Annotated in this window: 22 protein-coding genes; 5 read left to right on the top strand and 17 right to left on the bottom strand. The window is 47.1% G+C overall.

The features are described from left to right. Positions 1-30: 30 nt before the first annotated feature. The 5 genes from ACUTVW_RS04390 to ACUTVW_RS04370 form a co-directional block, all read right to left on the bottom strand. Positions 31-1,227 (bottom strand): methyl-accepting chemotaxis protein, encoded by a 1,197-nt coding sequence (locus tag ACUTVW_RS04390; protein ID WP_445644647.1) that lies wholly within the window; start codon positions 1,225-1,227, stop codon positions 31-33. A 150-nt stretch (positions 1,228-1,377) separates the two neighbouring features. Continuing rightward, positions 1,378-2,106 carry a response regulator transcription factor gene (locus ACUTVW_RS04385; RefSeq protein WP_090920260.1) on the bottom strand — a complete coding sequence of 243 codons (729 nt, stop codon included), beginning with the start codon at positions 2,104-2,106 and terminating at the stop codon, positions 1,378-1,380. A 137-nt stretch (positions 2,107-2,243) separates the two neighbouring features. Beyond that, entirely contained in the window at positions 2,244-4,073 is a 1,830-nt protein-coding gene (pnpS, locus tag ACUTVW_RS04380) for a two-component system histidine kinase PnpS (protein ID WP_445644646.1), read from the bottom strand. A gap of 83 nt (positions 4,074-4,156) precedes the next feature. Then, complete coding sequence (locus ACUTVW_RS04375; RefSeq protein ID WP_445644645.1) at positions 4,157-4,495, bottom strand: cupin domain-containing protein; 339 nt, start codon at positions 4,493-4,495, stop codon at positions 4,157-4,159. A gap of 330 nt (positions 4,496-4,825) precedes the next feature. After that, positions 4,826-5,698, bottom strand: a complete 873-nt coding sequence (locus ACUTVW_RS04370; protein WP_445644644.1) for an SDR family oxidoreductase — start codon at positions 5,696-5,698, stop codon at positions 4,826-4,828. Between the two features lie 354 nt (positions 5,699-6,052). Here ACUTVW_RS04370 and ACUTVW_RS04365 point away from each other — a divergent pair, with 354 nt between their 5' ends. Then, the gene (locus tag ACUTVW_RS04365) at positions 6,053-7,612 is read left to right on the top strand and encodes a histidine kinase N-terminal 7TM domain-containing protein (RefSeq protein WP_445644643.1); all 1,560 of its coding nucleotides are present in this window, start codon (positions 6,053-6,055) and stop codon (positions 7,610-7,612) included. 300 nt (positions 7,613-7,912) lie between these two features. Here ACUTVW_RS04365 and ACUTVW_RS04360 read toward each other — a convergent pair whose 3' ends face one another. From ACUTVW_RS04360 to citZ, 4 genes are all read right to left on the bottom strand, one after another. Beyond that, positions 7,913-8,338, bottom strand: coding sequence for a hypothetical protein (locus ACUTVW_RS04360; protein WP_445644642.1), 426 nt, complete (start codon positions 8,336-8,338; stop codon positions 7,913-7,915). A gap of 135 nt (positions 8,339-8,473) precedes the next feature. Next, on the bottom strand, positions 8,474-9,415 hold the full coding sequence (gene mdh / locus ACUTVW_RS04355) for a malate dehydrogenase (protein WP_445644641.1): 942 nt from the start codon (positions 9,413-9,415) through the stop codon (positions 8,474-8,476). 15 nt (positions 9,416-9,430) lie between these two features. Next, positions 9,431-10,723, bottom strand: a complete 1,293-nt coding sequence (gene icd, locus ACUTVW_RS04350; protein ID WP_445644640.1) for an NADP-dependent isocitrate dehydrogenase — start codon at positions 10,721-10,723, stop codon at positions 9,431-9,433. Positions 10,724-10,870: 147 nt separating this feature from the next. Continuing rightward, on the bottom strand, positions 10,871-11,983 hold the full coding sequence (citZ, locus tag ACUTVW_RS04345; RefSeq protein ID WP_445644639.1) for a citrate synthase: 1,113 nt from the start codon (positions 11,981-11,983) through the stop codon (positions 10,871-10,873). Between the two features lie 496 nt (positions 11,984-12,479). Here citZ and ytvI point away from each other — a divergent pair, with 496 nt between their 5' ends. Continuing rightward, on the top strand, positions 12,480-13,598 hold the full coding sequence (ytvI, locus tag ACUTVW_RS04340) for a sporulation integral membrane protein YtvI (protein ID WP_445644638.1): 1,119 nt from the start codon (positions 12,480-12,482) through the stop codon (positions 13,596-13,598). 124 nt (positions 13,599-13,722) lie between these two features. On the opposite strand, the gene ACUTVW_RS04335 is transcribed toward ytvI, so the two are convergent. The 8 genes from ACUTVW_RS04335 to ACUTVW_RS04300 all read right to left on the bottom strand — a co-directional run bounded on the left by ACUTVW_RS04335 (position 13,723) and on the right by ACUTVW_RS04300 (position 24,435). Continuing rightward, complete coding sequence (locus ACUTVW_RS04335; RefSeq protein WP_167375723.1) at positions 13,723-14,121, bottom strand: FxsA family protein; 399 nt, start codon at positions 14,119-14,121, stop codon at positions 13,723-13,725. A gap of 6 nt (positions 14,122-14,127) precedes the next feature. Continuing rightward, entirely contained in the window at positions 14,128-14,634 is a 507-nt protein-coding gene (locus ACUTVW_RS04330; RefSeq protein WP_445644637.1) for an acyl-CoA thioesterase, read from the bottom strand. Positions 14,635-14,766: 132 nt separating this feature from the next. Further along, on the bottom strand, positions 14,767-16,194 hold the full coding sequence (gene pyk, locus ACUTVW_RS04325) for a pyruvate kinase (protein WP_434751961.1): 1,428 nt from the start codon (positions 16,192-16,194) through the stop codon (positions 14,767-14,769). A gap of 107 nt (positions 16,195-16,301) precedes the next feature. Then, complete coding sequence (locus ACUTVW_RS04320) at positions 16,302-17,405, bottom strand: acetyl-CoA carboxylase carboxyltransferase subunit alpha (RefSeq protein WP_445644636.1); 1,104 nt, start codon at positions 17,403-17,405, stop codon at positions 16,302-16,304. After that, entirely contained in the window at positions 17,406-18,299 is an 894-nt protein-coding gene (gene accD, locus ACUTVW_RS04315; RefSeq protein WP_445644635.1) for an acetyl-CoA carboxylase, carboxyltransferase subunit beta, read from the bottom strand. Between the two features lie 343 nt (positions 18,300-18,642). Further along, positions 18,643-18,831 carry a glutamate decarboxylase gene (locus tag ACUTVW_RS04310; protein WP_090920220.1) on the bottom strand — a complete coding sequence of 63 codons (189 nt, stop codon included), beginning with the start codon at positions 18,829-18,831 and terminating at the stop codon, positions 18,643-18,645. A 281-nt stretch (positions 18,832-19,112) separates the two neighbouring features. Beyond that, positions 19,113-19,604, bottom strand: a complete 492-nt coding sequence (locus ACUTVW_RS04305) for a phosphatidylglycerophosphatase A family protein (protein ID WP_445644634.1) — start codon at positions 19,602-19,604, stop codon at positions 19,113-19,115. A 526-nt stretch (positions 19,605-20,130) separates the two neighbouring features. Continuing rightward, complete coding sequence (locus ACUTVW_RS04300) at positions 20,131-24,435, bottom strand: DNA polymerase III subunit alpha (RefSeq protein WP_445644633.1); 4,305 nt, start codon at positions 24,433-24,435, stop codon at positions 20,131-20,133. 290 nt (positions 24,436-24,725) lie between these two features. Between ACUTVW_RS04300 and ACUTVW_RS04295 the strand changes: the two genes are divergently transcribed. From ACUTVW_RS04295 to ACUTVW_RS04285, 3 genes are all read left to right on the top strand, one after another. Next, positions 24,726-25,055, top strand: coding sequence for a YtrH family sporulation protein (locus ACUTVW_RS04295; RefSeq protein WP_026081169.1), 330 nt, complete (start codon positions 24,726-24,728; stop codon positions 25,053-25,055). A gap of 26 nt (positions 25,056-25,081) precedes the next feature. Continuing rightward, on the top strand, positions 25,082-25,570 hold the full coding sequence (locus ACUTVW_RS04290; protein ID WP_445644632.1) for a hypothetical protein: 489 nt from the start codon (positions 25,082-25,084) through the stop codon (positions 25,568-25,570). A gap of 88 nt (positions 25,571-25,658) precedes the next feature. Continuing rightward, on the top strand, positions 25,659-25,979 hold the full coding sequence (locus ACUTVW_RS04285) for a YtpI family protein (RefSeq protein ID WP_445644631.1): 321 nt from the start codon (positions 25,659-25,661) through the stop codon (positions 25,977-25,979). Positions 25,980-26,074: the final 95 nt, after the last annotated feature.

The raw sequence follows: 26,074 nt of genomic DNA, 5'->3' as shown, positions 1-26,074 counted from the left end.
AATAAACTGTGCCTCGGTTGAGCTTTCGTTTCATAACTCCGAATGATCTGTAATCATGGCTTTTAGCTTCAACTGGATATTCTCCGCAACCCTACCCGCTTCCACGCCTTCGGTAGCAATAGTTTCAACAATGCAGGACAACGCATTTACCGCACGGTTTAACTTTCCGAATGCCGCTGCTCCTTCCCTCACATACACCGCACTGTCATCAATCTCCTTCCCACTTGCCTGAATGAGAGATACCGTCTGCTGGGTTAAACCTTCGATGTCCTGAAGCAATATCGTCATGTTGCCTGCAACTTCTCGCGTCTGCTTGGCAAGGGCGCGGATCTCTCCGGCTACGATCTGGAACCCTCTACCGTATTCTCCGGCATGAGCAGCCTCAATGGATGCATTTAATGCCAGAAGTCCGCTCTGATCTGCCAGCGTTCGAATGGAGCGTGCCATCCCCGCACCTGTTTTGATGGATTCGAGCATCTGACTGGCGTGTTTGCCCTGATCTCCCATATGCTCATGAACCTGAAGGTAGGAAGACTCGACTTGACGCAGTCGTCCTTCCCCATCATTGGATAAGAGGATAACTTGCCCAGCTTCTCGTACAGTTTGATTCGCCGCTTGAACCAGTTTGGTTACGGCCTCATGAATGCGTGAAATTTCCTGTCCACTCTCCGTCACGGTACATATCCGGTCTGCGGATGCCGCCTGCTGCAGCTTACGGGAAAGCGACATCACATCACGTATGGTGAGCACACCAATCAAGCGTTCCTGCTCCGTTACGAGCAGGCAGTCATAGAAGTGATCCTCAGCCCGCCGAAGTGCAGCATCAATAATAGCTGCTGGTTCCGTATGTATATCTACAATAACCGGTGACGTGTCAGCTGCATTCACAACCGGTTTACGATAAAATAAGTCCGCGGCGAACCTTCCGTTCAGTAAACGATATAAGTTCTCACGCATCAATAATCCCGTCGGTCTCATGTGTTCATCACAGAGCACAATACACGGGTGTTCTAGTCCATCACTCAGCATAGCTGCCGCTTCTCCGCAGGTAGTATCTCCCTTTGCTACGGGCACCTGACGGAAATATTCGTACAATGATACGGCATGCTCATCAAGAATTTCGCTGACTGATTCGTCTGGTTCCAAGTCAGGCATAACCGATGATTGTTCCTCTTTTTGTAAATCAGCATCCAGATTCTCAGGTCTAGCTTCTAACAAAGTGGGCATATTTACACATTCTCCTTTACGTGTTAGCTCCGCCCTAAGGTGGAATTATAGGTACAAAGCATCACTTGGATAACCTCATCCTACTCCCCATAAATGAAGAAAAATCTTCCTTTGTGTAAAATGTACGTAAAAATAAAACTCCCCGATCATTTAGCTAGAATGATGGGGAGTTTTTCTTTTGACAACCAATTTATAACCTACACCACGGATGGAATCAATATGAACGGATTCGGGATCAAGCTCCAGCTTTTTGCGTAATGAACTGACGTGTACATCTACGGTTCGCTGGCCTCCAATATAATCGAAACCCCAGACCGCATTCATCAGGTCATCCCGAGTCAGCACAACTCCGGGTTTTTTAGCGAGATATAACAGGACTTCGAACTCCTTCGGACGCAGGCTGATCGATTGTCCACCTAAAGTCACTTCATACTTCAACGGATAAATTTCAAGTTCGCCAAGAATAATGCGTGAGCCGTCTTTATCTTCAGGCTGCGGCAGATCATCGCCATTGGAATAACGTCTGAGTACCGCATCTACCCGTGCCAAGAGCTCGGATACACCAAAAGGTTTCGTAATATAATCATCCGCGCCCGATTTCAGGCCTTGCACAACCTCGGCTTCACCATTCTTCGCCGTAAGGATAATGACAGGTGTACTTACCCCTTGAATGCGCAGTTTGTTCAAAATATCCAGACCATTCATGCCTGGCAGCATCAAGTCCAGTAAGATCAAATCGAAATCCTGGGACAAGGCACGGTCATATCCTGCTGACCCATGGTCCTCAGCCGTTACGTCATACCCTTCTTGTGTTAGGTTATACGTAAGTAATCTCGATAATGTCGGTTCATCTTCAATAACCAGCAAACGCTGTGCCATGATACCCCTTCTCTCTTCATAGGTTGTCTGTTGCCACAACACTTTTTCTATCATAGCACTAATTTGTTAACGCTGTGTAAAGCAAATGACTCATTTTACATTTTGCTTCTATACGCCTAATTTTCATTTGAAGTAAACTATATTTCTTCTTCCTGGATCAATGGCAGGATAACCCGGAAGGTGCTCCCCATCCCGAGTTCACTATCCACCGACAGTTTGCCGTGATGCAGCTCCACCAAGTGTTTAACAATAGAGAGTCCCAGCCCTGTTCCACCCGAATTGCGTGATCTGCCTTTGTCCACCCGGTAGAAACGTTCGAAAATTCGCGGCAAATCCTTCTTGGGTATGCCGATTCCTGTATCAGACACCGAGAAAATAACCTGTTCTTCCTCACTCGTCTGATCCATCTTCACTTGGAGTTTCACTCTTCCACCTTCAGGCGTATAGTTAATGCCATTGGATAAAAGATTAATGAAAATCTGCTTCATTTTATCCTCATCCGCTTCGATATACAATTCCTCAGGGACATTCATTTCCAGACGAATCTGCTTTTTCTCCGCCACCTTGGACAAGGTTCCCAGCACCATTTCGAAGAACGAGTGCACATGGACAGGGGAGCATTCCAGAGGTGCACGTTTGGATTCAATCTTGGATAACTCCAGAATATCTCCAATTAACCGATTTAGTCTGTCACCTTCATCATAGATAATCTGCAGGAAAGAGCGTTCTGTTTCCTTATCCTGCACACCGCCGCTGAGCAAGGTTTCTGCGAACCCCTTAACCGCTGCCACAGGTGTTTTGAGTTCATGAGAGACATTGGCAACAAACTCGCTGCGCATGGATTCCAATCGCCGAATCGCGGTTACATCCTGCAAAAGGAATAACATGCCCCGATATCCACCATTGTCTTCCGACATCGGTACACCATCAAGCCTTATCAACCGTTCTTCCGGGTTAAATACACTTACTTCTTCGTGCATACGTTCCTGTAAAGCCACACTCTCTTCAATCGTGCGTGTCAACTCGTAATGACGCTTCAGTTCAGTATAAGGTTTACCTGTAACTTTCGTGGCCTGGATACCGAGTATACGCTCCGCTTCCCGATTGACCAGTGCGATCGATTGCGTCGCATCAATCATGACGATCCCGCCCGTCATATTGGCCAAGACACTTTGAAGCAGTGCTTCATTGTCTCGAATGGTTTTGAGCTGGGACTGCAAACTGTCCGCCATTCCGTTAATTGCCAGACCCAACTGGCCAATCTCGTCCCTGCGTGTAACTTTTACTCTGGCATCGTACTCCAGTTTTGTAATCCGGTGTGCCACTTTGGTGATATGCTCGATTGGCGACGTTAGCCCTCTGGCTACACGATAACTGACAAATGCCACAATCAAAAAGAGCAATCCCAGCGCGGCAAACATAATCATCCATCCGCGTTGAAGTCCCTGATCCACCGCTTGCAGACTCATCGATAACCGAATATAACCGTCGAATTTGCCGCTTGGCATCTCAATCATGTCACTTTGATCCGAATTGACAGGCAGCGCCACATACAGCATATCCTGTCCTAACGTTGCGCTATACCGGATGGACTGTCCAAAAGCATTTTCGTTAGCCGTCCTAACCTCTTCCCGATTCAAGTGATTATCCATTGTTGCAGGATCGCTCTCGGAATCCCCGATGACTATACCGTCTTTATTGATAAAGGTCACCCGCGAGTCTGTCAGACGATCCAATTCGAGTGCCCGATCCGAGTAATACTTCCGTGTCTCTACTGAAGTCGGATTGGAAGCATCATGAAACGGGAAGGTGGCTTTTAACAAATTAATCTCACGCACCATCGTTTGCTCCAGTGCAGCAATGTGAGTGGTCTTGAAAACTCTGCCCATCGTATATCCGGCTACAATGACGGAAATGCCAATGAGCACCATCATAATCAGTGCCAGGCGAATGCGAAACGGTCTCATTGATCTCTTCCTTCTGTTATATTTTAATCCGTTGAACAAAATATTTATATAACCACTCCGATGATGGCAGAATAACCTTTCAATCACTGCTCGGTGCGGTCACCGCGTGTTGTTGGATGTGAAATGACAAGAAATTCTACATCTGCCGCACTTCGATTTTGCATCTGATGGGGGGCACCCGGTGGAATCTCAATGCCTTCGTGCGCTTCCAATATTACGATTTCTCCATCAAGCTCCATATATGCCTCACCGCTAAGAACAAAAAAGAACTGACGGCTCTTCGTATGTAAATGTCTTGTTTCCGTCGTACCTGCAGGCATTCGCTCATGAATCACACTAAGTGTTTCGCCTTGAACAAGATGCCAGCCATCACACTGTGCTCCCCATATATAATGTGCTGCGTTCTGTTTGCTAATTTTCATAGGAGTGCCTCCCGAATATATTATCCGGTCTATCATATCACATATAATGAGATATCTTTCCATGTAAAATGAGCAATAAGTCTTGCTTCTTCCCGTCCGACACACTCCATTGCTTTATAGTCAGACCTGTATAAAGTATCATAGATCTATCAACGCAGATACAGACTTTTGTAAATCGCGTGTTACAAAATAGCTGACGCTCCCCACCTCCCCTCTTCTTTAAGGAAGAATAGAAACCAAAAAGCGGAACGCTATGATCCATTAAGCGTCCCGCTTTTGAGATATTTTCGTACACCTGCCCGTTTTTCAATTGCCTCTACAGACTATATTTTAACCGTTAACAACCTCTCCGCCGTTCACATGCATAACCTGTCCACTTACATAAGAGGAGTCATCGGAAGCAAGATACACATAAGCTGGTGCCAACTCATCCGGCTGTCCTGGACGTTTCATCGGCTGCGTTGCTCCGAATTCGCTTACTTTCTTCTCGTCAAATGTCGAGGGAATGAGTGGTGTCCAGATCGGACCAGGAGCTACGGCGTTCACACGAATCCCTTTTTCAATCAGATTCATCGATAAAGAGCGGGTAAATGACGTAATCGCCCCTTTAGTAGACGAATAATCCAATAGTGTTGGGCTTCCTCGATAAGCAGTAATCGATGTCGTATTAATGATTGTACTTCCTTGTTTCAGATGTGGCATAGCAGCTTGTGTTACATAAAACATTCCGAAGATGTTGGTGCGGAACGTTTTCTCCAGTTGCTCTGGCGTAATGTCCTCCAGATTCTGCTGCGGATGTTGTTCAGCCGCATTGTTAACCACAATATCAAGTTTTCCGAGCTCATCCACCGTCTGCTGAATACTTTTCTTGGCAAAATTCACATCACCGATGTCACCCGCAATGAGGATGCACTTGCGCCCCTCCTGTTCCACCTGACGTTTCGTTTCCTTCGCATCCTCATGCTCGCTCAAATATACAATCGCTACATCGGCGCCTTCCTTCGCATACGTCACGGCAACAGCCCGTCCAATACCGCTGTCCCCTCCAGTAATCAGAGCCACCTTGTCCATTAGTTTACCAGCCGCCTTGTACTCGGGTTTCTCAAATTCCGGTTTTGGGGTCATCTCGGATTCGATCCCTGGACGTTGATCCTGATGCTGTGCAGGCATTGTTTTTTGATTTTGTTGGGTAGTGCTAGACATTTTACATTCTCCTTTCAAAATGAACATGCTGGAATGAAAAAGACTCGGACACCAACAACAGGTTTCTTTGTCTTTCGTTCTTCATAAGTCTCACTCTGTAGGATGGCATGAACCGACCAGATTATTCTTCTGCAGCTCAGGAGTAGTGCTTGTTTAATAAGCTGCTTCTACTCGTTATTTACCACTTTTATGGGAAATTAATCAACGGAATTGAAACATCAGCATGTCAGGAATGTTTATTTTTTGTGATTCCACCTTTTTCATGATTCAAAGTGATTCCTATGTAGCTGGGGCTGATGTACAATGGAAAATATACAGGTATAAACATAATTTAATTGACATGGAGATCTGAACATGGAATCGCATATTAATTCATACATTACACTTGTGACCACTTCAGCGGTACTGAACTTGTTTCTGTGTATGTATACGTATTTCAGAAGAGCGCATTTTCCAAATGCCAGTATCTTCATACTGTACACTGCTTCCCTTTCGGTCTACACTTTCGGATATGCGATCGGTCTCGCCAGTAATACACTTGAACAGATGAAGTTCTGGAATATCGTTCAGTATATTGGCATGCCTGTCTCGGCTCCACTTGGTCTGATTTTAATGATTCGATACACCGGGAAAAAGTTGTCTAAATGGCTGACGACAGCGCTGTTCATCATTCCTTCCATCACCGTTTTTCTCGTTTCTACGAATGATTGGCACCATCTTTATTACAAAAGAGTGTGGCTGCGTGAGGACAGCACGATCCCTGTCATGGCGATGGATATCGGACAATGGTATGTTGTGCACGGGGCATTCACCTTCTCCTGTCTTTTATGTGCTGGCCTTATATTAATCGCACAATGGCGGCACACCAAAAAGATGTATCGTCGTCAACTGCTTACGCTGATTGTTTCGCAAATTATTCCGATGGTTGCTGCATTCGTGTACCTGCTCGGCGTGACCCCGTTTGGTTTAGACCCTGTTCCTGTACTGATGTGTGTCACATCTGCCATGTATATTTGGGCTATTCTGTCCTCACGTCTGCTAACCATTGTTCCGATTGCGAAAGATAGCATTTTTGAGAGCATGCGTGAAGGGGTACTCGTGCTGGACAGTTCATATCGTCTCGTTGATTTCAACCGATCGCTCCGACATATGTTGCCTGATATTCAAACAACGATGGTTGGACAACCCCTGAATGACATATGGCTCAGACTTGCAGGAGAGACCTTTCCTGTTGAATACGACAGAGAAGGACTGCAAACAGACCTTTACTGGCAGTTAAGCGGTGAAACCGTCTGTTACCAGGTCAGAACATCGTATGTGTTCAATAGTAGCAATGCGGTTGTAGGTATTCTTATTATGTTAATTGATATTACCGAACAACGCTTTTTACAGGAACAGCTGAAGCAGCTAGCTTATTACGATGGATTAACCAAGATTTACAATCGAACTCAATTTTTGAACAAAGGCAGGGAATTGCTTCAGGAAGCCCTGCTTAACCATCATCCAATCTCATTTATATTGTTTGATGTTGACCACTTTAAACGAATCAACGACACCTACGGACATGATGTCGGCGATCAGGCCCTCATTCACGTTGTCACTGTGTGCAATAGCTATCTGAACAGTGGGATGTCATTTGCCCGTTATGGAGGAGAAGAATTCGTTATTGCCTTGCCAAACAACACGCTCCAACAAGCTTATAATCTCGCGGAAAAGTTGCGAATTGCATTATTGAATCAACCGCTCGACGTACAAGGCGAGTCCGTTTCTCTCACATCCAGCTTTGGCGTATCCCAATCCGGCAGTGAGTCGGATACGCTGGAATCATTACTCCGTAATGCCGATCATGCCCTGTATGAGTCCAAGCGGAATGGTCGTAATGCGGTGCGCGTGCACGCTGGAAGTGTTAGTTAATTGAACACTGTAATTCCAGGCTTGTCTATGCCGCTACGTAATATTACGTTCTAATACCTGGAAAAGTTATCAACAAAACTAAACAGACAGCCCCTACCAAGAGGCTGTCTGTTTAGTTTTACCGGTTAGAACTATTCAATTAAGTTCATGTAATGGGACTTACGCCACAGCTTTCGAAGGCAAGCTCGGTTTACTGAGCCAGCGCGTTTATCTTGCTCTAACCGCTTGTCCTGAACTGGTGCAAACGCTTCACCTTAAGATCATAGACCATCTGGAATCTATGAATTTATATGAGTTATTTTAGAAAATGGATCTTTCTACCATCAGATACACCATAATGAGCAAGAACACGGCAAGCAGCGTGCTGAACATACGAATTTTACTTTGGTATGGTGTGACATCCTTATTATTTTTTACACCTTCTGCTGCAAGACGCAGCGGTTTACCCATAATTCCGCCAATGGCTGCAATAGCCAGAAGCAGTACTACGACAACAGCCATCCAGAGGTGGGAGTAACTACCCTTGGTCATTAAATAACCGCCTGTAAGAAGCTGGATAATAAGTGCATACTGTGCTACTTTGTTCAACGAACGAAGTGACGCAAATGCTCCCTCCTGTGCTGGCAAGCTCATTGTACGGATTTTCCCAACCACGAATGGCAGGATCAGATAAAATCCCATGGCCAGTGCTCCGACGATATGGAGCAGATACATAATCATTGTCAAAATTTTCATCCTCCTCAACATATTCGCTGTGCTGTATATCACATCTCATTATACTGGGGAACTTATCCAAAGAAAAGAAAACCTCCGTTTTTACGGAGGTTTTTCTTAATTCCCAAGTTCAAATCATTTTCAAACTTAGATATTTACGATTGAAATGACATTTCGTACCGAGTCTGCAGACGTATCAAGCGCTGCTTTTTCTTCGGCAGTCAACTCCAGTTCGAAGATCTTCTCGATTCCGTTACCACCCAGAACGGTTGGCACACCCAGGAACAGATCGTGATATCCATACTCACCTTCAAGATAAGCGATAACCGGAATAATACGTTTTTTGTCCTTCAAAATAGCTTCGGTCATCTGGACCAGTGAAGCTGCCGGAGCATAGTAAGCACTGCCGTTGCCCAGCAGGTTTACAATCTCTCCGCCACCTACACGGGTGCGCTGCACGATGGCTTCAATGCGCTCTGCCGGGATCAGCGTATCGATTGGAATACCGCCTACACTCGAATAACGAACAAGCGGTACCATATCGTCACCGTGACCACCAAGCACAAATCCGCGTACGTCCTCGACCGATACATTTAACTCCTGTGCGATAAACGTGCAGTAACGTGCAGTGTCGAGAACCCCCGACTGTCCAATTACACGATTTTTCGGAAAACCGAGTGTCTGGTATGCTGCATACGTCATTGCATCTACCGGGTTGCTCAGAATAATGACAATGGAATCAGGGCAATATTTTTTCACATTTTCACACACGGACTTCACGATACCTGCATTCGTATTCACCAGATCGTCACGGCTCATGCCCGGTTTACGGGCAATTCCGGCTGTAATGATCACAATCTCCGAACCAGCTGTATCCTCATAGTTGGAAGTCCCCACGATATGACTGTCGAACCCTTGCACCGGGCTGGCCTCCAGCAGATCGAGTGCTTTACCCTTGGTCGGATTCTCCAGTTGAGGAATATCAACCAGTACAACATCTCCAAGTTCCTTCTGGGCAAGCATCAGTGCAGTTGTGGCACCGGTAAAACCGGCACCAACAACGGTGATTTTTTTGCGCTGAATAGTCACGATTCACATCTCCCCTTACAGGTTTTTAATGATTTGGTTAGCGAATTCGGAACATTTCACTTCAGTTGCGCCATCCATCAGACGTGCAAAGTCATACGTTACCGTTTTATTGTTAATGGATGTTTCCATCCCTTTGTAGATCAGGTTAGCTGCTTCCTGCCAGCCCAAGTGCTCAAGCAACATTACGCCGGAGAGGATTACGGAACCAGGGTTTACGAGATCTTTATCCGCGTATTTCGGTGCAGTACCATGTGTTGCTTCGAAGATAGCATGTCCAGTTACGTAGTTGATGTTCGCACCAGGTGCGATACCAATTCCGCCAACTTGTGCTGCAAGAGCATCAGACAGATAGTCACCGTTCAGGTTCAATGTTGCGATAACATCAAACTCACCCGGACGAGTCAATACTTGTTGCAAAGCGATATCGGCAATGGCATCTTTTACGATGATTTTGCCAGCATCTTCTGCTGCTTTTTGTGCTGCATTTGCTGCATCTGTGCCATCTTTTTCTTTGATCAGATCATATTGTGCCCATGTGAATACTTTGTCGCCAAATTCTGCTTCAGCCACTTCGTAACCCCAGTTTTTGAAGGCACCTTCAGTGAATTTCATGATATTACCTTTGTGTACCAAGGTAACGGTCTTGCGGTTGTGATCAACAGCGTATTGTACCGCTGCACGAACCAAACGTTTCGAACCTTCTTCAGATACAGGTTTGATACCGATACCGGAAGTTTCAGGGAAACGAATTTTGTTAACGCCCATTTCCTGTTGCAGGAACTGGATCACTTTTTTCACTTCTTCCGAACCTTCAGCGTACTCGATCCCTGCATAGATATCCTCTGTATTTTCACGGAAAATAACCATGTCTACCAGCTCAGGACGTTTAACCGGGGAAGGTACACCATCGAAATAACGAACAGGACGCAGGCAAGTGTACAGATCCAGTTCTTGACGCAGTGCCACGTTCAGGGAACGGATACCGCCGCCGATTGGCGTAGTCAGAGGTCCTTTGATTGCTACAATGTATTCACGGATTGCTTCGAGCGTATCATTCGGCAGCCACTCTCCGTATGTATTGAATGCTTTTTCGCCAGCAAACACTTCATACCAAGCGATTTTTTTCTTGCCATCATATGCTTTTTCAACGGCTGCATCCAAAACCCGTACTGCGGCTTTCCAGATGTCACGGCCTGTACCGTCACCTTCGATGAATGGAATGATTGGATTATTAGGTACTTGAAGCGTACCGTTGTCAATTTGAATTTTTTCGCCTTCAGTTGGGAGTGCAAATTTTTCTAATTTCATAATTACAATTCCTCCTAAGTTTTGGTTTCACAGTATGAAGCATACCACATTTTTGCAGGAAGGAAGGGCCGTCTCTACTCGGCAATACAGCCTCATATTCACAAGCCCCTCACCTCATCTATATGATTATACTGTTTTTGTTAACGTTTAGCGAAGATCAATGGAAACGTACTTTTGATCTGTTGGACCAGTGTACTCGGCACGTGGACGAATAATGCGGTTGTCAGCAAGCTGCTCCAGAATGTGAGCTGTCCAACCAGACACACGGCTGATTGCAAAGATCGGTGTGAACAATTCTTGATCAATTTTCAGTTGAGTGTAAACCGAAGCGGAGTAGAAGTCGACATTCGGCTTCAATCCTTTTTGACCTGTCACGATTTCTTCAATCTTCACGGACATGTCATACAAACGTGTATCGTTATTCATCTCGCCCAGTTCTTTGGACATCTTCTGCAGATGCTTTGCACGCGGGTCACCGTTTTTGTAAACGCGGTGTCCAAAGCCCATGATTTTCTCGCGGTTGTTCAGTTTCTCCTGAATAGCCGCTTCCAGACGATCCGGTGTACTAATCTCGTCCAGCATCTTCATTACAGCTTCATTTGCACCACCGTGCAGAGGCCCTTTGAGAGCTCCAATGGCAGAAGTAACGCCTGAGTAAATATCAGACAGAGTAGCCACAGTCACGCGGGCAGCAAAAGTTGAAGCATTCAGTTCGTGATCTGCATGCAGAACAAGTGCCTGATCAAGTGCTTTTACCGCCGTTTCGGATGGTTCTTCTCCTGTCATCATGTATAAAAAGTTTTCAGCAATGGAAGCGCCTTCTTTTGGCGCCACAGGCTCTTGCCCCTTACGAATACGTGAGATTGCTGCCACAATCGTTGGCAGTTGGGCTTGTAGCTTGACCGCTTTATTTTCGTTTGCTGCCTCTGTCATCTCATCCGCTTGCTCATCATACAGCGCAAGTGCGGAGACTGCAGAACGAAGAGCCGCCATCGTGCTAATGTTTTTTGGATACAATTTAATTTGTGCAATCAATTCGCTCGGAATCGGCGCGTAGTCGCTAAGACTTTTACGAAGTGACTTCAATTCATCTGTTGTTGGCAATTTGCCAAACCAGAGCAAATAAGCAACTTCTTCAAAACTTGCATGTTCGGCCAAATCATCGATATCGTATCCACGGTATGTAAGCACACCGTCTACAATAGAGCTGATCGAAGAGGTTGTTGCAACGATGCCTTCCAGACCTTTGGTAGCTGTCATATTACATCTCTCCTTTAAATAAGCGAAATCAGGAATCATTCAGAGTCATATCAGTGCCAAAATGCACTTAACCTCTTTTGTAAACCGTTTCATTTTAAAAATGACCTAAGTTGCCAAAATCCGGTTTTATTATCTGTCAATCGGTATTTACTTATATCATCATACTGGATTTTGTCGTTTATGTGAACATGATGAGAGTTCATTCGCACATCAAACATATTTATCGGACTGATAAAGCATTTTTGAAAGCCTTTACACAAGCAAGGTTGACATTTAATGTGTGCTAAACAATTCAAGTCATTAGCGAATGGAAACAAAAATATAATCAAAAAAATGTATTGCTATAATTTGGTAAACTCAGGCATACTTTAGGCAGACGATGTGCAAAGCAAGATTCCGGCACACGGTTGCAGACTGTTCTTTTTGCGTTTCAAAAACTTACGATTGCTCTATATTAATAAGATAAGCTCTTGAGTGAATAAAGGAGAGGTGATATTTGGATCGAATCATTCTCAAACGTCTGCTTCGCGGTCTATGGGTCATTGTAGCTACCCTTCTGATTGCTATAGCAATATATCTATTGTTCCCGCTGTTATATCCTTTTGTCATTGCCTGGATTATTGCCTATGCCATGAATCCGCTCGTGAAGTTGCTCCAGCACAGACTCCGTTTCCCACGCTGGCTTGCAGTAACCTTGTCCCTCATATTGTATTTTGGTGCAATCGCTGTAATCTTGTCTGCGGCCGTCACTCGCATGGTTAAGGAAGTCATATCACTAACAACCAGCTTTGATCTGCATGTGGACGAAATCAAAGAAACGTTTGTCCGCTGGACACAGAACGATACGATCCAAAGTTTGATTGCTCAGATTAACGAATTTTATAAAGAAAACCCGAATTATCAGGAAACCATCAATAGCAATATTAGTAAAACCACAGAGACAGTAGGAACAGCTGTGACCGATCTTGTCACAGGGTTTTTCAATATGATCCTTAACCTGCTGACTTCTTTGCCTAATATGGGCGCAGTTCTTATCGTTGTGTTGCTGTCTACCTTCTTCATTAGCAAAGGCTGGACGCGTCATAGCATTACGGTATCTGGCTGGGTTCCGTCCTCTGTTCGCAAGCCGATCTCCGACATATGGCTTGATCTCAAAAAAGCGCTCTTCGGTTATGTACGCGCTCAGCTTATCATGATTTCGATTACAGCACTCTTCGTGATGATTGGACTCCTCATTCTTCAAGTCAAGTCAGCGTTTACGATTGCCCTGCTGATTGGTCTGGTTGACCTGCTTCCTTATCTTGGTGTAGGGCTCGTCATGGTACCGTGGGCGGCGTATTTGTTCATGAACGGGGATATCTATCTTGGCATCGGCATTAGCGTAATCTATCTCATCCTGCTCATTGCCCGGCAGATCATCGAACCGAAGGTTCTTGCGAGTAGTGTGGGGCTGGACCCACTTGCAACGTTAGTAGGCATGTTTGTTGGTTTGAAGCTGTTTGGCGTGCTTGGTCTCATTATCGGCCCAGTCAGTCTCGTTATCCTCGATGCTTTTAATCGAGCGAATGTACTGCGTGATCTGAGGACGTATATCATCAATGGCAGAGTCCGATGAATCTGATTAAAGAGTATCAAGCGTTATCGTGTTCGAGTTAAACTTGTGTAAAAAAAAGTCTCCGTTTCAGGCAGAAGGTTCCTGCAGAACGGAGACTTTTGGTTTAAACGAGATAAATGCTCTCTTATTTCGGACGGCGATAAAATGTAATGCTGCCGTTTCTCATCTTTTTCTCCAACCAGCCCAGGAAGAATAACCGATATACTGGACGTGTTAATGGAAATACTAACGTAAAACCGATGAGATCGGTCACAAAACCAGGGATCAACAGCAGGAATCCGCCGACAAAAACAAAAAGACCATCGACCATCTTCCGCCCAGGGACCTTACCGCGCTCCATCTCCTGCTTGGCATCCATCAATACCTTTCGCCCTTCAAACTGCAACATGGCTATACCAATCAAGGACGTGAGAATCATAAGAAGCAATGTTTTTCCGGCCCCGATCCAATCACTCATCAGAATGAAACCAAACAGCTCAATCACCGGAATTAATAAAAGTAAAGCCCACATCCATTTTCGCATTGATTGTTACTCCTTTCCTGAAAACCACACCTTTTCAAGCGCGTTATACAGCTCCGAGGCGACCTTATCCAGTCTAACCGGCTTCCAGTCGGTATTCACCCACACATGCTGGGTAGAGCCCGTCACCAACCGTTCACCTGGGAGGGATTCATCATGTGCCCACACCCGTTCACCGATAGCGAGTGAAACATCATGTTCCTCAGGCATACGTCTTATGTCGTACTCGTAATTCAGGCGCAGGCCGCTAAAAGCAGTGATTCGAGTGAAAATGATGATCTCGTCATCGTACCGCGCCGGTTTATGATACTTCACATCCAGACCGGTTACAGGAAGCAACAGTGCCTGTTCCTCCATTTTACGATATGTATACCCCATTTGGCGAATCATCTCGGTACGGCCGATCTCGAACCAGTTCAGGTAGTTCGCATGATAGACAACCCCCATCTGATCGCTCTCCTGATAACGTACACGAAGACGGGCTGTATACCAATTACCATTACTCTCTTTTTGCACGTACTCAGCCTCCTTGGCTCTACCATTCATACGCATGGAATCGCAGAATCGTGTCATGAAGATGGAAAAAAAGCAACGGGACATAAGGCCCCATTGCTTCTTTCCTGTTGCTTTCCGAATTATGCACTAGATTTAAGCGTTGTTCGGAATTTGGCTTACTTTGATCAGGTTCGTCGAACCAGAACGGCCCAGAGGAACACCCGCTGTAATGACAACCAGGTCTCCTTCTTTAACCAGACCGGATTTCACGCCACCTTCAATAGCATTTTCGAACAGTGCATCCGTAGAATCTACCAATCTGCCTTTGACTGGAGTTACACCCCATGCCAGTGCCAGACGACGGGAAGTTCTGTCTTCTGTAGTCACCGCGATGATTGGAGCTTCTGGACGATATTTGGAGATCATACGTGCCGTGTGTCCGGATTCCGTCGAAGTGATGATCGCTTTTGCGTTCAAATCTTGAGCGGACAGAGCAACGGATTGGCTGATCGCTTCAGTAACGGTTGTTTGTTGTGCAACACGTTGTTTCAGATACAGCTCTTGGTAAGGCAGAGCAGATTCTGCTTTTTCTGCAATACGGGACATCGTCAGTACGGATTCTACCGGATATTTACCGGCAGCTGTCTCACCAGACAACATGATTGCATCTGTACCGTCAAAGATCGCATTGGCAACGTCACTTGCTTCCGCACGAGTCGGACGCGGGTTACGTTGCATGGAATCCAGCATCTGTGTAGCTGTAATAACCGGTTTACCTGCAACATTACATTTTTCGATCATGCGTTTTTGAACCAGTGGCACTTCTTCTGCAGGAATCTCTACACCCAAGTCTCCACGAGCAACCATCAGGCCGTCAGACACTTCAAGGATTTCGTCCAGGTTGTCAACACCTTGTTGGTTTTCGATTTTGGAGATGATTTGGATGTGACCTGCGTTATGTTTCTCGAGCAATTCACGAATCTCAAGTACGTCACTTGCTTTACGAACGAAAGAAGCTGCGATGAAGTCCACACCTTGCTCAATACCAAATACGATATCGTTAGCATCTTTTTCGGTGATACCTGGCAGGGAAATCGCAACGCCTGGAACGTTAACACCTTTTTTGCTTTTGATTGAACCACCGTTAACGATACGGCATTTGATTTCAGTGCCTTGTACTTCTACCACAGTCAGTCCGATCAGACCGTCGTCGATCAGAATTGTAGATCCTGCTTCAACATCCTTAGGAAGGTCTGCATACGTAATGGAAAGACGATCTTTGGTTCCCAGAATTTCTTCTGTTGTCAAAGTGATGTACTCGTCCTGAACCAATTCAATTGGCTCCACTTCGAGTTTACCTGTCCGAATTTCCGGTCCTTTGGTATCCAGCAGGATTGCTACGGTTTTGTTCAGCTCTTCACATGCTTGGCGAATCGCTACGATCCGTCCGCCGTGCTCATCGAAATCACCGTGGGAGAAGTTCAGACGGGCTACGTTCATGCCAGCCATAATCAGTTTTTTGGTATTCTCCAGGGATTCACTGGATGGGCCAATCGTACATACAATTTTCGTTTTGCGCATTTTGGGTTTCCTCCGATTTTAAGGTCTAACTTTTATATCTCTATTTTTCTTTTTCCAACTATTAAATTTACTATACTTTTGATCATTTGTATAGGAAATTCGTCACATCATTCTGCATTTCCCGACAAATTTCTCACAGGCTCTGCCTTGAGATGCTCTTCCGATGCTTCTGCCTCGAACGATTCCGACCCGGATTGTGATTCTAATTCACCTGGAGATTCGCTTTCTCGAGCAGGTTCTACCACAGCTGCTGGCGCTTCAAAGGTTACTGAGCCAATTTTCCGGAATTTATCATAACGATCCTGCTTAAGCTGCTCTGCACTCCAGCCTTTCATCTCTTCCAGATGACGAACAAGAGCTTCCGATATCGCTGCCGCAGCTGTATCGTAATCCTGGTGCGCCCCGCCACGCGGCTCAGGGATAATCTCTTCGATCACTTCCATCTCGAGCAGGTCTTTTGCAGTAATTTTCATCGCTTCAGCCGCTTGATCCGCCTTGGATGCGTCTTTCCACAGAATTGAAGCCGCGCCATTCGGAGAAATCGCCGAATAGATGGCATGTTCGAGCATAAGCACCCGGTTACCTACAGCCATAGCCAGAGCACCGCCACTTCCACCTTCACCAATGACAACAACAATGACAGGAACCGATAGCTTAGCCATTTCCATCAAATTGCGAGCAATCGCTTCCGATTGACCTCTCTCTTCCGCAGTATTACCCGGATACGCTCCTTTAGTATCAATAAACGTAATAATTGGGCGGCCAAATTTGTCAGCCTGCTTCATCAGACGCAGCCCTTTACGGAACCCTTCCGGGTGAGCACTTCCAAAAAAGCGGGCGATGTTGTCCTTCGTGTCTTTTCCGCGCTGTTGTCCAAGAACCGTTACCGTTTGTCCATTCAGCTTGGCCAGTCCGCCTACAACCGCAAGATCGTCGCCAAACATCCGATCACCGTGCAATTCGGTGAAATCGGTAAAAATAAGCTGGATCAAATCCAGCGCTGTTGGCCGCTGCTGGTGACGTGCCAGATGCATCTTCTGAGCCGCTGTGATGCCGGTATAGATCTCTTCTTCCAGTCTATGATATCGTTCTTCCAGACGGGCAATCTCTTCGGTAAAATCAATACCCTTTTCCTGTCCAAACTGAACGAGTTCTTCAATCTTTTTGCGCATCTCAATCAGAGGCGCTTCATATGGCAAACTACCCGCCATTTAGACCCCTCCCTTTTCACTGTGCATATCGAGAAGCTTACCGAGGGTTGACCGAAGCTCTTTCCGGTGAACAACCATGTCCAGTTGACCATGCTGCAGGTTGAATTCGGCGGTCTGGAAATCATCCGGCAACTTCTGACGAATCGTTTGCTCGATAACAATTCTGCCCGCAAAACCAAATACAGCACCAGGTTCAGCGATAATAATATCGCCAAGGCTCGCGAAACTAGCCGAAACCCCGCCCGTCGTCGGATCGGTAATCACGGAAATATACAGCCCGCCCTGCTCGTCCAAACGTGCTAAAGCCGCACTTGTTTTAGCCATCTGCATCAGACTCAGAATACTCTCCTGCATCCGCGCACCGCCCGAAGTAGAGAAAATAATTAAAGGCAGCTTCTTCTCAATGGCATGTTCAACCGCACGGGTAATTTTCTCTCCGACTACAGAACCCATGCTGCCTGTGAAGAAATCAAAGCTCATTACAGCAACCACAACAGGTAGACCTTCAATCGTGCCTTCTCCTGTTATAACGGCTTCCTTCAAACCCGATTTCAGACGTTGCTGCTCCAGCTTACTGCTGTACCCCGGGAATCCAAGTGGATCAACCGAAACCATATCGGCATCATGCTCAACAAAACCTTCTTCATCCAGAACCATTGCAATACGTTCCATGGCGTTAAGACGCATATGGTAGCCGCAGGCCGGGCATACTTTGAGGTTTTTCTCCAGTTCCTTGCTATATTGAATGGTGCCACACTTGCTGCACTTGTTCATGAGCCCTTCAGGTATTTCACGTTTTGGGCGCTCAATGGTTTCCTGACGTTCACCTGGAATTGCACGCTCGGAAGGTATGGTGGCGTACTTCCGTTTCTTTTGGAATATATCTTTGAACACAACTACACCTCTCCAGCCAATGATTTGATGGCCGCAGGCCACAGTCCGCTGTATCAATCAGCCTGATCTGCAATGCTGCGGTAAACCGCTTACGCTTATAACTCATGCAAAGCCTTGGACCTTGACCAGCATTCACAACAAAAAATCCGCCGATACAAGGTAAGAATCAATGGCTTCTCCTGCACGATTGATGTTACCTGCAATAACCGATTAACAAAAAAAGAAGGAAGGACAGCAGCATAACGCACATGCAAGTCGATTCCTCTTTCCGCTTCCGCGGTCAGTCCCTTATGTACCGGTGGTACTTTTTGTTATCTGCCAAGGCACTTCAATATCGAGTGAATCAGGAATGCAGAATGGAATTCAATACTTCCTGAACCTCTTCCAATTCCCCAGAAGGGACGCGAATCTCATATTGCTGCTTGGATAAACTGATGGGACGGGTCTGTACCAGAAAACCTTCTTCCGAAAGCTTAGTCTTGATCTTGTCCGCAACCTTTGCTGTCGGTGCAATATAAATCACCGTCCACATGCCATGTCCGCCCCCTAAGCTAATGTTCAGAGCCCGTATATTGGACTAATGATACCATACCTCCGTTTTTTTCTGCAAGGAAGGGTTCAAGACCTTTAAGGAGAAAATCGGATGATTCGGGACATTGATCCCTGCTTGGCAAGCGAGAAGGTCATAGGGATGTGATAAAATTCGCAGACTTTTTAAATAGGTCAAAACCTTCCAGGGCAGCCATAGCCGCCCCTGATCCTCTGAAACAGGTTGAAGCAACAATCGAACGATCTACATGGAAATAATGGATTTTAACGGTCAGAAGTGTATTTCTTGGCTTTAATATTTTTGTGTGCAATCCGAGCGGAGGCGGCAGCCGCAAGACCTGCGACCAGATCATCCAGAAACACATGAACCGCCGATCTTTGTTCGTTCAGATCATGAATAACGCCCATTTTTTCTTTGTCGAGATAACCAAAACTGGTCAGACCAATCATGCCATACACATGCGTTATTCCTAAAGCGAGAGTCTCGTCCACCCCATACAAGGACTCATCCGCTTCCATAATGGCTTGCAGCGGTTGGGGCAGAAGTTTCTTTTCAGCCAGTTCGTCAAGTGCAATACCGGTGTACAGTGTATACTGTACCTCTCTTTTTTGCAAAACGGATTTCACGCTGGTTACACAGTCGTCCATGGTCAATTCCGGGTGGTACCCTTTTTGCAAACGATATACAATTTCTGCGATAGCATCAATCTGTACACCCCGCCGGGCCAGCATAGCTTCCGCGATCTCATATGACATATCTCGACCTCCCGCATCAATCCCCCGAGAACCTCAAGGTTCTTCGGTGTTCTCAAGTGTATGCAGTGAACTTCCAAAATGTTCATAAATTGTGCGAATGTACAGGTTGAGTGCAAGACGCCTTGTCATCCCAGTCCCCATACTCCCTTCGTTCGTGTGCATGTACACAGTTGTACATAATTGAATAGCTAACGAAACACAGTCATGCTCTTCTTCCCTTCCAAATCATCATTCGATTCTAACGTACCAATGTGACGATATTGCCTCATAACATAAACTTTTTTGCCGTATTTTGCTGTTTTTCACCGTAATAACGGTCCTCATGATCCTCCCAATTGGAAGAAATGTATATTCGCGCAACATACCCCTCCTGTTGAACGTCTGCGCTTGAATAGAAGGGATACAGAGATACAGGGATAAAAGATCCTACAAATAGAGCCTATATATAGAAAAAAAGGATGTCCGCAGTTCTATGATGTGAACTGCGGACATCCCCTGCTGAAGGTAGTGATAACCGCTTCAGCCTTTATTTGATTTTGACTGTGCCTTCACCAAGCATCCTCTCCATTTCGGAGAACAGTGCCGGTGAAGGTTTGATCCGGTAGGCGTCGCTCAGGGCGAGCAGCTTCTGCTGCTGCTCGTAGAAGAGTACGGTCGCCACCGGGCCGGGGTGCTGCTGGAGCAGCTCTTTGAGGCGCGCCAGCAGTTCGGGCTGCTCGGCCTGCGGGGTGAGCTTCACGAACACCCGCTGCTCGGCCCCACGCGGCGCGCGGCCCTGCTCCGCCGCGCTAGCCGCTGGCGCTGCACTGCCCGCGCTTGCGCTGGCTGCGGCGCCTGTGCCTGCCCCGCTGCGCGTCGCAGCAGGGGCACGGCTTCCGCTTGCGCGCGCAGCGGAAGCGTCACCGCTTGCGCTGCTGCGCTGCGCTGCGGCTCCAGCGCCCGCCGGCCGCTGCGGCGAAGCCGCCTGCGCCGGGCGCGAAGCGCTGCCGCCGCCGGGCTTGCCGCGGCGCTCGCGGCTGCGCAGCTGCTGCTCCAATGCCGCCGGTGTCAGCGGCGACACTTCCTCAGCCAGCAGCTTAAAACCCTCGTCCTGCTGCTGCACCTTGGCACGCACGACGAGAAGTTCACCTTTCCCGACATGCTGCTGGCTCCGCCGCCATACCTCGGGAAAGAGAACGACTTCACAGCGTTCCACCTGGTCTTCCAGCTCCATGAACGCCATAGCCTTGCCCTGTTTCGTCGTAATCGACTTCACAGACACCACCATACCTGCGGCGACGGTCATCGTATCATCCGCCGCCTCCGTTAATTCCATGATCCGGTCAGCTCCGCTCGATGCGAGCACATCTTCGTAGTCATCCAGTGGATGACCGGACAGATACAGACCGAGCAGCTCACGTTCCAGCTCCAACTGCTGACTCGTCGAAAACGGTGGAATTTCAGGATATTCAATCTCCCAGTTTGGTGTCTCCACAAAGTCGAATAACTGAATCTGCAGGTCTTCACGCTCTTTACGCCATTTCAGAGCCGCTTCAACCGTCTCATCTAACATCGCCAGCAATTGAGCACGGTGTCCTGGCAAGCTGTCAAACGCCCCCGCCTGAATCAGCGATTCAATGACACGTTTGTTGCACACCCTCAGGTCAACACGGCGACAAAAATCGAGCAGGCTATCGAACGGTTTTTCCTGCCGGACAGCCATGATGCTTTCCATGGCCTGTGTACCTACATTTTTCACCGCAGCCAGCCCAAAACGAATGGCTCCCGAAGACCATAGGGTGACCGCTTCGCTGTCTTTACCGCTTAATTCAGTCGCTTCCACATCTTCAGAAGCTCCCCCCTGATCCGTACCTGATGAATGTCCAGTTGCCTTTGCCACAATCTGTCCATGTACCTGATCAGCTTTTTGGTCGTAGGCATCATCTTGCGCCTGATCGCGCTTCTGGTTGAGTGCCTCATCATCAGACGGAGCATTCTCTGTACGCTGCACTCCATCACGATCCTGCATAGCTTCATGATCTTCCTGATCCTGCACAGAATCCGATGCGGAAACCCTCACGAGACCCGGATCTAACCGATGCCCGGATCCTTCCGAGTCAGCCATAGCGGACATAGCCTGCCAATCGTCCCCGGATCCATTCCTCTCGAATTTCGTTATAAATTCTGGATCATCCGGGAGAGGCCCAGGATCATCCGGTAACGGAGCATCCTCGTATTCCGCATGTTCACCATAATTATCATGAGAAACATCATCGCGAGTTTGGTTAGGTTCATGTTTTTCAGCATGCTCTGCTCGTTCTCCAAGCCCGTTCCGACTATTTTGTTCAATACTGCCCGATTCCCCCACTTCACCCTTCTCCTGCACAGCAGATGAAGTAAATACAGGCGTAAACAAAATACCACTTTCATTCACATCTGGCGGAAGCACATCTATCTGCATGTGACGGCATTCAACTACATATTCGGCTACCTTGCGATGGCTGCCCATAACAGCAGTAAGCATGGAGGCCATGAAATGGATGGGATAATGGGCCTTCAGGTATGCCGTTTGGAACGCAAGCACGCCATATGCTGCTGCGTGAGCACGCGGAAAACCGTAGTTCGCAAACTTGACGATCATATCGTAGACGAGGTCTGCTTCTGCTTCGCTATATCCCTGTTTCAAACTGCCCTGAACAAAGTGCCCTCGTTCCAGATCGAGTACTTCCCGTTTTTTCTTGGAAACAGCTCGGCGAAGCAAATCCGCTTCCCCCAAGGAAAAGCCCGCCATACGGGATGCGATCTGCATGATCTGCTCCTGATACACAATGATGCCGTACGTATCTTTCAGAATCGACTCCAGATCATCATGTGGATACTCCACTTCAATCTGACCATGCTTACCCTGAATGTATTTGGAGATAAACTCCATTGGACCTGGACGATACAACGCCAGTACGGAGATAATATCTTCGAACACACTCGGCTTCATTTCCTTCAACACACGGCGTACTCCGGCAGATTCCAGTTGAAATATCCCCATCGTATCGCCGCGTCCCAGCATCTCATACGTAAGTGGGTCGTCGTCAGCAATCCTTGTAAAATCGGGGACTTCTGCGCGCTCCCCGATCCAACGCAAGCACCGTTCAATAATGGAGAGCGTGCGCAGACCGAGAAAATCCATCTTAAGCAGCCCGATGGACTCCAGATTTTCCATGGAGTACTGCGTTAATGCTGTGCCCTCACTACCTTCTTGCAGGGGTACAGCATCTGTCAGCGGGTCCCTGGATATGACAACACCCGCAGCATGCGTGGAAGCATGACGCGGCATGCCTTCAACCTTCATCGCCATATCCAGCAGCTCACGTGTCTTGGGTTTCGTTTCGTACAGCATCTTCAGCTCAGGCGTAGTTTCCATTGCACGCTCAATGTTGATACCCAGCTGTGCAGGAATCAGCTTCGCAGCCTTGTCCACTTCGCCATAGGGTACATTCAGCGCCCGCCCTACATCACGAACAGCTGCCCGAGCAGCCATCGTACCAAATGTAATAATTTGTGCAACATGGGCTTTGCCGTACTTTTCTGCCACATAATCGATAACCTCATCACGCCGCTCATCACTGAAATCGATATCAATATCGGGCATGGATATCCGCTCCGGATTCAGGAAACGTTCGAAGAGCAGATTGTATTTCATCGGATCCACATCCGTAATACGCAGCGTATACGCAACCAGACTTCCTGCCGATGAACCCCGACCTGGCCCGGTAACAATGCCTTGCTTGTGCGCATAAGCGATAAAATCCCACACAATCAGGAAATAATCCGAGAACCCCATGCTGTCGATAACACGCAGCTCATAGTCCAGCCGTTGGTCCAGCTCTGTTCGGAGCACCTCATCGTTCCAGCGATCAGAATTGGCATAACGTGCGTTCATGCCTTCCTCACACAATTGACGCAGATACGCTGATGGACTCAGACCTTCAGGCAACGGACGGTATTCCGGCAAAATGGATTTGCCAAACTCCAGCTCCAGTTCACAAGAATCTGCGATACGCACCGTGTTGGTAATGGCCTCCGGCACATGAGGAAACAGGCGAGCCATTTGCTCTGCGCTCTTCAAGAACAGTTGGTTCGTTCCGATCTGCAAACGTGTCTCGTCGTCAACGGTTTTGCCTGTTCCGATACAGATCAGCACGTCCTGCAACTCTGCATCGTTTTCCGATAAATAATGGGCATCATTCGTTGCCACAAGTGGAATTTCCAGTTCAGCTGCGAGCTTGATCAGCTGGGGGTTGACTCTTTTTTGCTCAGCCAGCCCGTGATCCTGCAGTTCCAGATAAAAATCGAAGCCAAAAATATTTTTGTAACGCATTGCCGCACGGCGCGCCTCATCTTCACGTCCATGTAACAGATGTTGGGGAACTTCGCCGCCCAAACAAGCGCTTAGACAGATAATCCCCTCATGATGCGCTGCCAGACTCTCCATGTCGATACGTGGTTTGTAATGGAAACCCTCCAGATGTCCAATGGAACACAGCTTCATCAGGTTACGATAACCGGTCATATTCTTCGCCAGCAAAATCAAATGATGAATCGGTTGATCCTTCCGGCTCCCCCGTTCTTTGCGAGAACCCGCCGTCATATATGCTTCACAGCCGATAATCGGTTTAATTCCCCGTGCTATGCAGGCTTTATAAAATGGAATAGCACCATACATCACGCCATGATCGGTCAGCGCAAGTGTCGTCATTCCCAGATCTGCGGCTTTATCCACGAGATCCGGAATACGCGCAGCGCCGTCCAGCAAACTATATTCACTGTGAACATGCAAATGCACAAAAGAACTCATGTTTTTTTACTTCCTTTCCCCGCTTACAGTGGCAGCTCTCATCATTGATGCTATGTGCCGCCGTAGTGTACTTTATAATGCGCAAAATCCGAATCATCGAAGTTCGCGTAAATATGCACCTACATGAATGTTCCCGCTAAAATTGAAATCTCTATCTAAATAAAAGAGTTTATTATTCTATTTTATCATAACGTCAGGGGGCTCGCCCATACATTAGAAGTACAAGCTGCTTCCTCTGTTGCTAACCAAAGACAGGAGGTAGACTGCTGGGTCTGAAAGGGGTGTTACGGGTGAGCACTTTTTTATCCAAAGCCATTCTTGATTTTTTTATTGCATTCGGAATCGTGCTGGGCGGCGCGATGATTGGAGGTATAGGGGCTGTCATCTCTCTCCAGCCTCCCACCCAAACGATGCTCGATATTTCCGGCAAGATCAAAATATGGGCACTCGCTGCCGCAGTAGGCGGTACGATCGACCCGATGCGTGTGATTGAGAGTAATTTTCTGGATGGGAACCTGTCACCGGCAGTCAAACAAATCCTGTACCTAATCTCAGCCTTTATGGGTGCACATATGGGAACCGAACTGGTGAAATGGGTGTGCGGTGGAGGCCGGAGTTAGATGAAGATGATCCATGATGACCCCGCATGAGACTGCCTCCCTTCTCCCGTTACCGCCCGCTGATGCGCATGACTGCCGTATTCGTGCTGGGAATGATTGCTGGATGTGTCGTGTATAACGGTGTTTTTCATCTTAGTTACAACAAACTGTGGCTGAATAATCAGGAGCTGCAGCTACAGCTGCACCAGAACGAGGAAGATATCAAAACACTGAAAAAATACAGTAAACGTCAAACGGTCATCAAAGAGATCAAAGTTCGTGCCGAAGAATCCGACAAAGGCCCAGACGAGGCTTCGCTGAAATTAATGCTGCAAAAACTCGGGGACGAGCTTGAAGTCCTGCGAGGCAGGGATGTTTTTAACATCGACGAATACAGCAAAATGACACGTATTATGCTTAACCAGAAAATTTACAAAGTCAGAGAAAAAGAGTACTCCGTTCAGGTCAAAACCATGCTTGTCATGGAAGGTGTTTTGCAAGTGTGGGTACAGATTCGCATGCATGTTCCCGTATAATTCCGAAAACTGCAAAAAACTGCCCTTGTCTGCATGTGCACATGATACAATAAGGGCAGTCTTTTTTCAGAAAAGGAGTTGCTTCTGCGTGTTGATCGAAGTATTCAAGTATGTGCTGATCGCCCTCTTCGCCATCGCTATGATCTGTTCTGCGCTGAACAGCATTCGTTCACGCCGGGCTCCCGACAACCATGTTGCGGGTTTGTATCGTTCCTGGACGAATATCTGGATGGGCTGCATGCTCATCATTCTCGCACTGATCCTGATGTTTGTTTTCACCGGTTCTACGCTATCTGTCATTGTGGAAGCGCTTTTTCTGGTGATGGGTGCCTATAACGTATTTGCCGGGATTCGTAATCGCAGTTACTATGCAAGACTTAAACAACATTCCAGTGACTCACCTGCTTAGTCTGAATCTTCGCACAATCCTAAGGATTTCGTTACAAATCAGGTTTGGCCAATATATTGGCACACAAAAAGAGAGCAATAAGCTCTCTTTTTGTG

This window comes from Paenibacillus sp. TSA_86.1, assembly GCF_052691815.1.
This window is presented reverse-complemented; position numbering and strand designations above follow the sequence as displayed.

Excerpts from the sequence above, each read along its gene's own strand:
- ACUTVW_RS04390 (WP_445644647.1), bottom strand. The coding sequence starts at position 1,227 with ATGCCCACTTTGTTAGAAGCTAGACCTGAGAATCTGGATGCTGATTTA.
- ACUTVW_RS04385 (WP_090920260.1), bottom strand. The coding sequence starts at position 2,106 with ATGGCACAGCGTTTGCTGGTTATTGAAGATGAACCGACATTATCGAGA.
- pnpS (WP_445644646.1), bottom strand. The coding sequence starts at position 4,073 with ATGAGACCGTTTCGCATTCGCCTGGCACTGATTATGATGGTGCTCATT.
- ACUTVW_RS04375 (WP_445644645.1), bottom strand. The coding sequence starts at position 4,495 with ATGAAAATTAGCAAACAGAACGCAGCACATTATATATGGGGAGCACAG.
- ACUTVW_RS04370 (WP_445644644.1), bottom strand. The coding sequence starts at position 5,698 with ATGTCTAGCACTACCCAACAAAATCAAAAAACAATGCCTGCACAGCAT.
- ACUTVW_RS04365 (WP_445644643.1), top strand. The coding sequence starts at position 6,053 with ATGGAATCGCATATTAATTCATACATTACACTTGTGACCACTTCAGCG.
- icd (WP_445644640.1), bottom strand. The coding sequence starts at position 10,723 with ATGAAATTAGAAAAATTTGCACTCCCAACTGAAGGCGAAAAAATTCAA.
- citZ (WP_445644639.1), bottom strand. The coding sequence starts at position 11,983 with ATGACAGCTACCAAAGGTCTGGAAGGCATCGTTGCAACAACCTCTTCG.
- ACUTVW_RS04335 (WP_167375723.1), bottom strand. The coding sequence starts at position 14,121 with ATGCGAAAATGGATGTGGGCTTTACTTTTATTAATTCCGGTGATTGAG.
- pyk (WP_434751961.1), bottom strand. The coding sequence starts at position 16,194 with ATGCGCAAAACGAAAATTGTATGTACGATTGGCCCATCCAGTGAATCC.
- ACUTVW_RS04320 (WP_445644636.1), bottom strand. The coding sequence starts at position 17,405 with ATGGCGGGTAGTTTGCCATATGAAGCGCCTCTGATTGAGATGCGCAAA.
- ACUTVW_RS04310 (WP_090920220.1), bottom strand. The coding sequence starts at position 18,831 with ATGTGGACGGTGATTTATATTGCACCGACAGCAAAGGTTGCGGACAAG.
- ACUTVW_RS04305 (WP_445644634.1), bottom strand. The coding sequence starts at position 19,604 with ATGTCATATGAGATCGCGGAAGCTATGCTGGCCCGGCGGGGTGTACAG.
- ACUTVW_RS04300 (WP_445644633.1), bottom strand. The coding sequence starts at position 24,435 with ATGAGTTCTTTTGTGCATTTGCATGTTCACAGTGAATATAGTTTGCTG.
- ACUTVW_RS04290 (WP_445644632.1), top strand. The coding sequence starts at position 25,082 with ATGAGACTGCCTCCCTTCTCCCGTTACCGCCCGCTGATGCGCATGACT.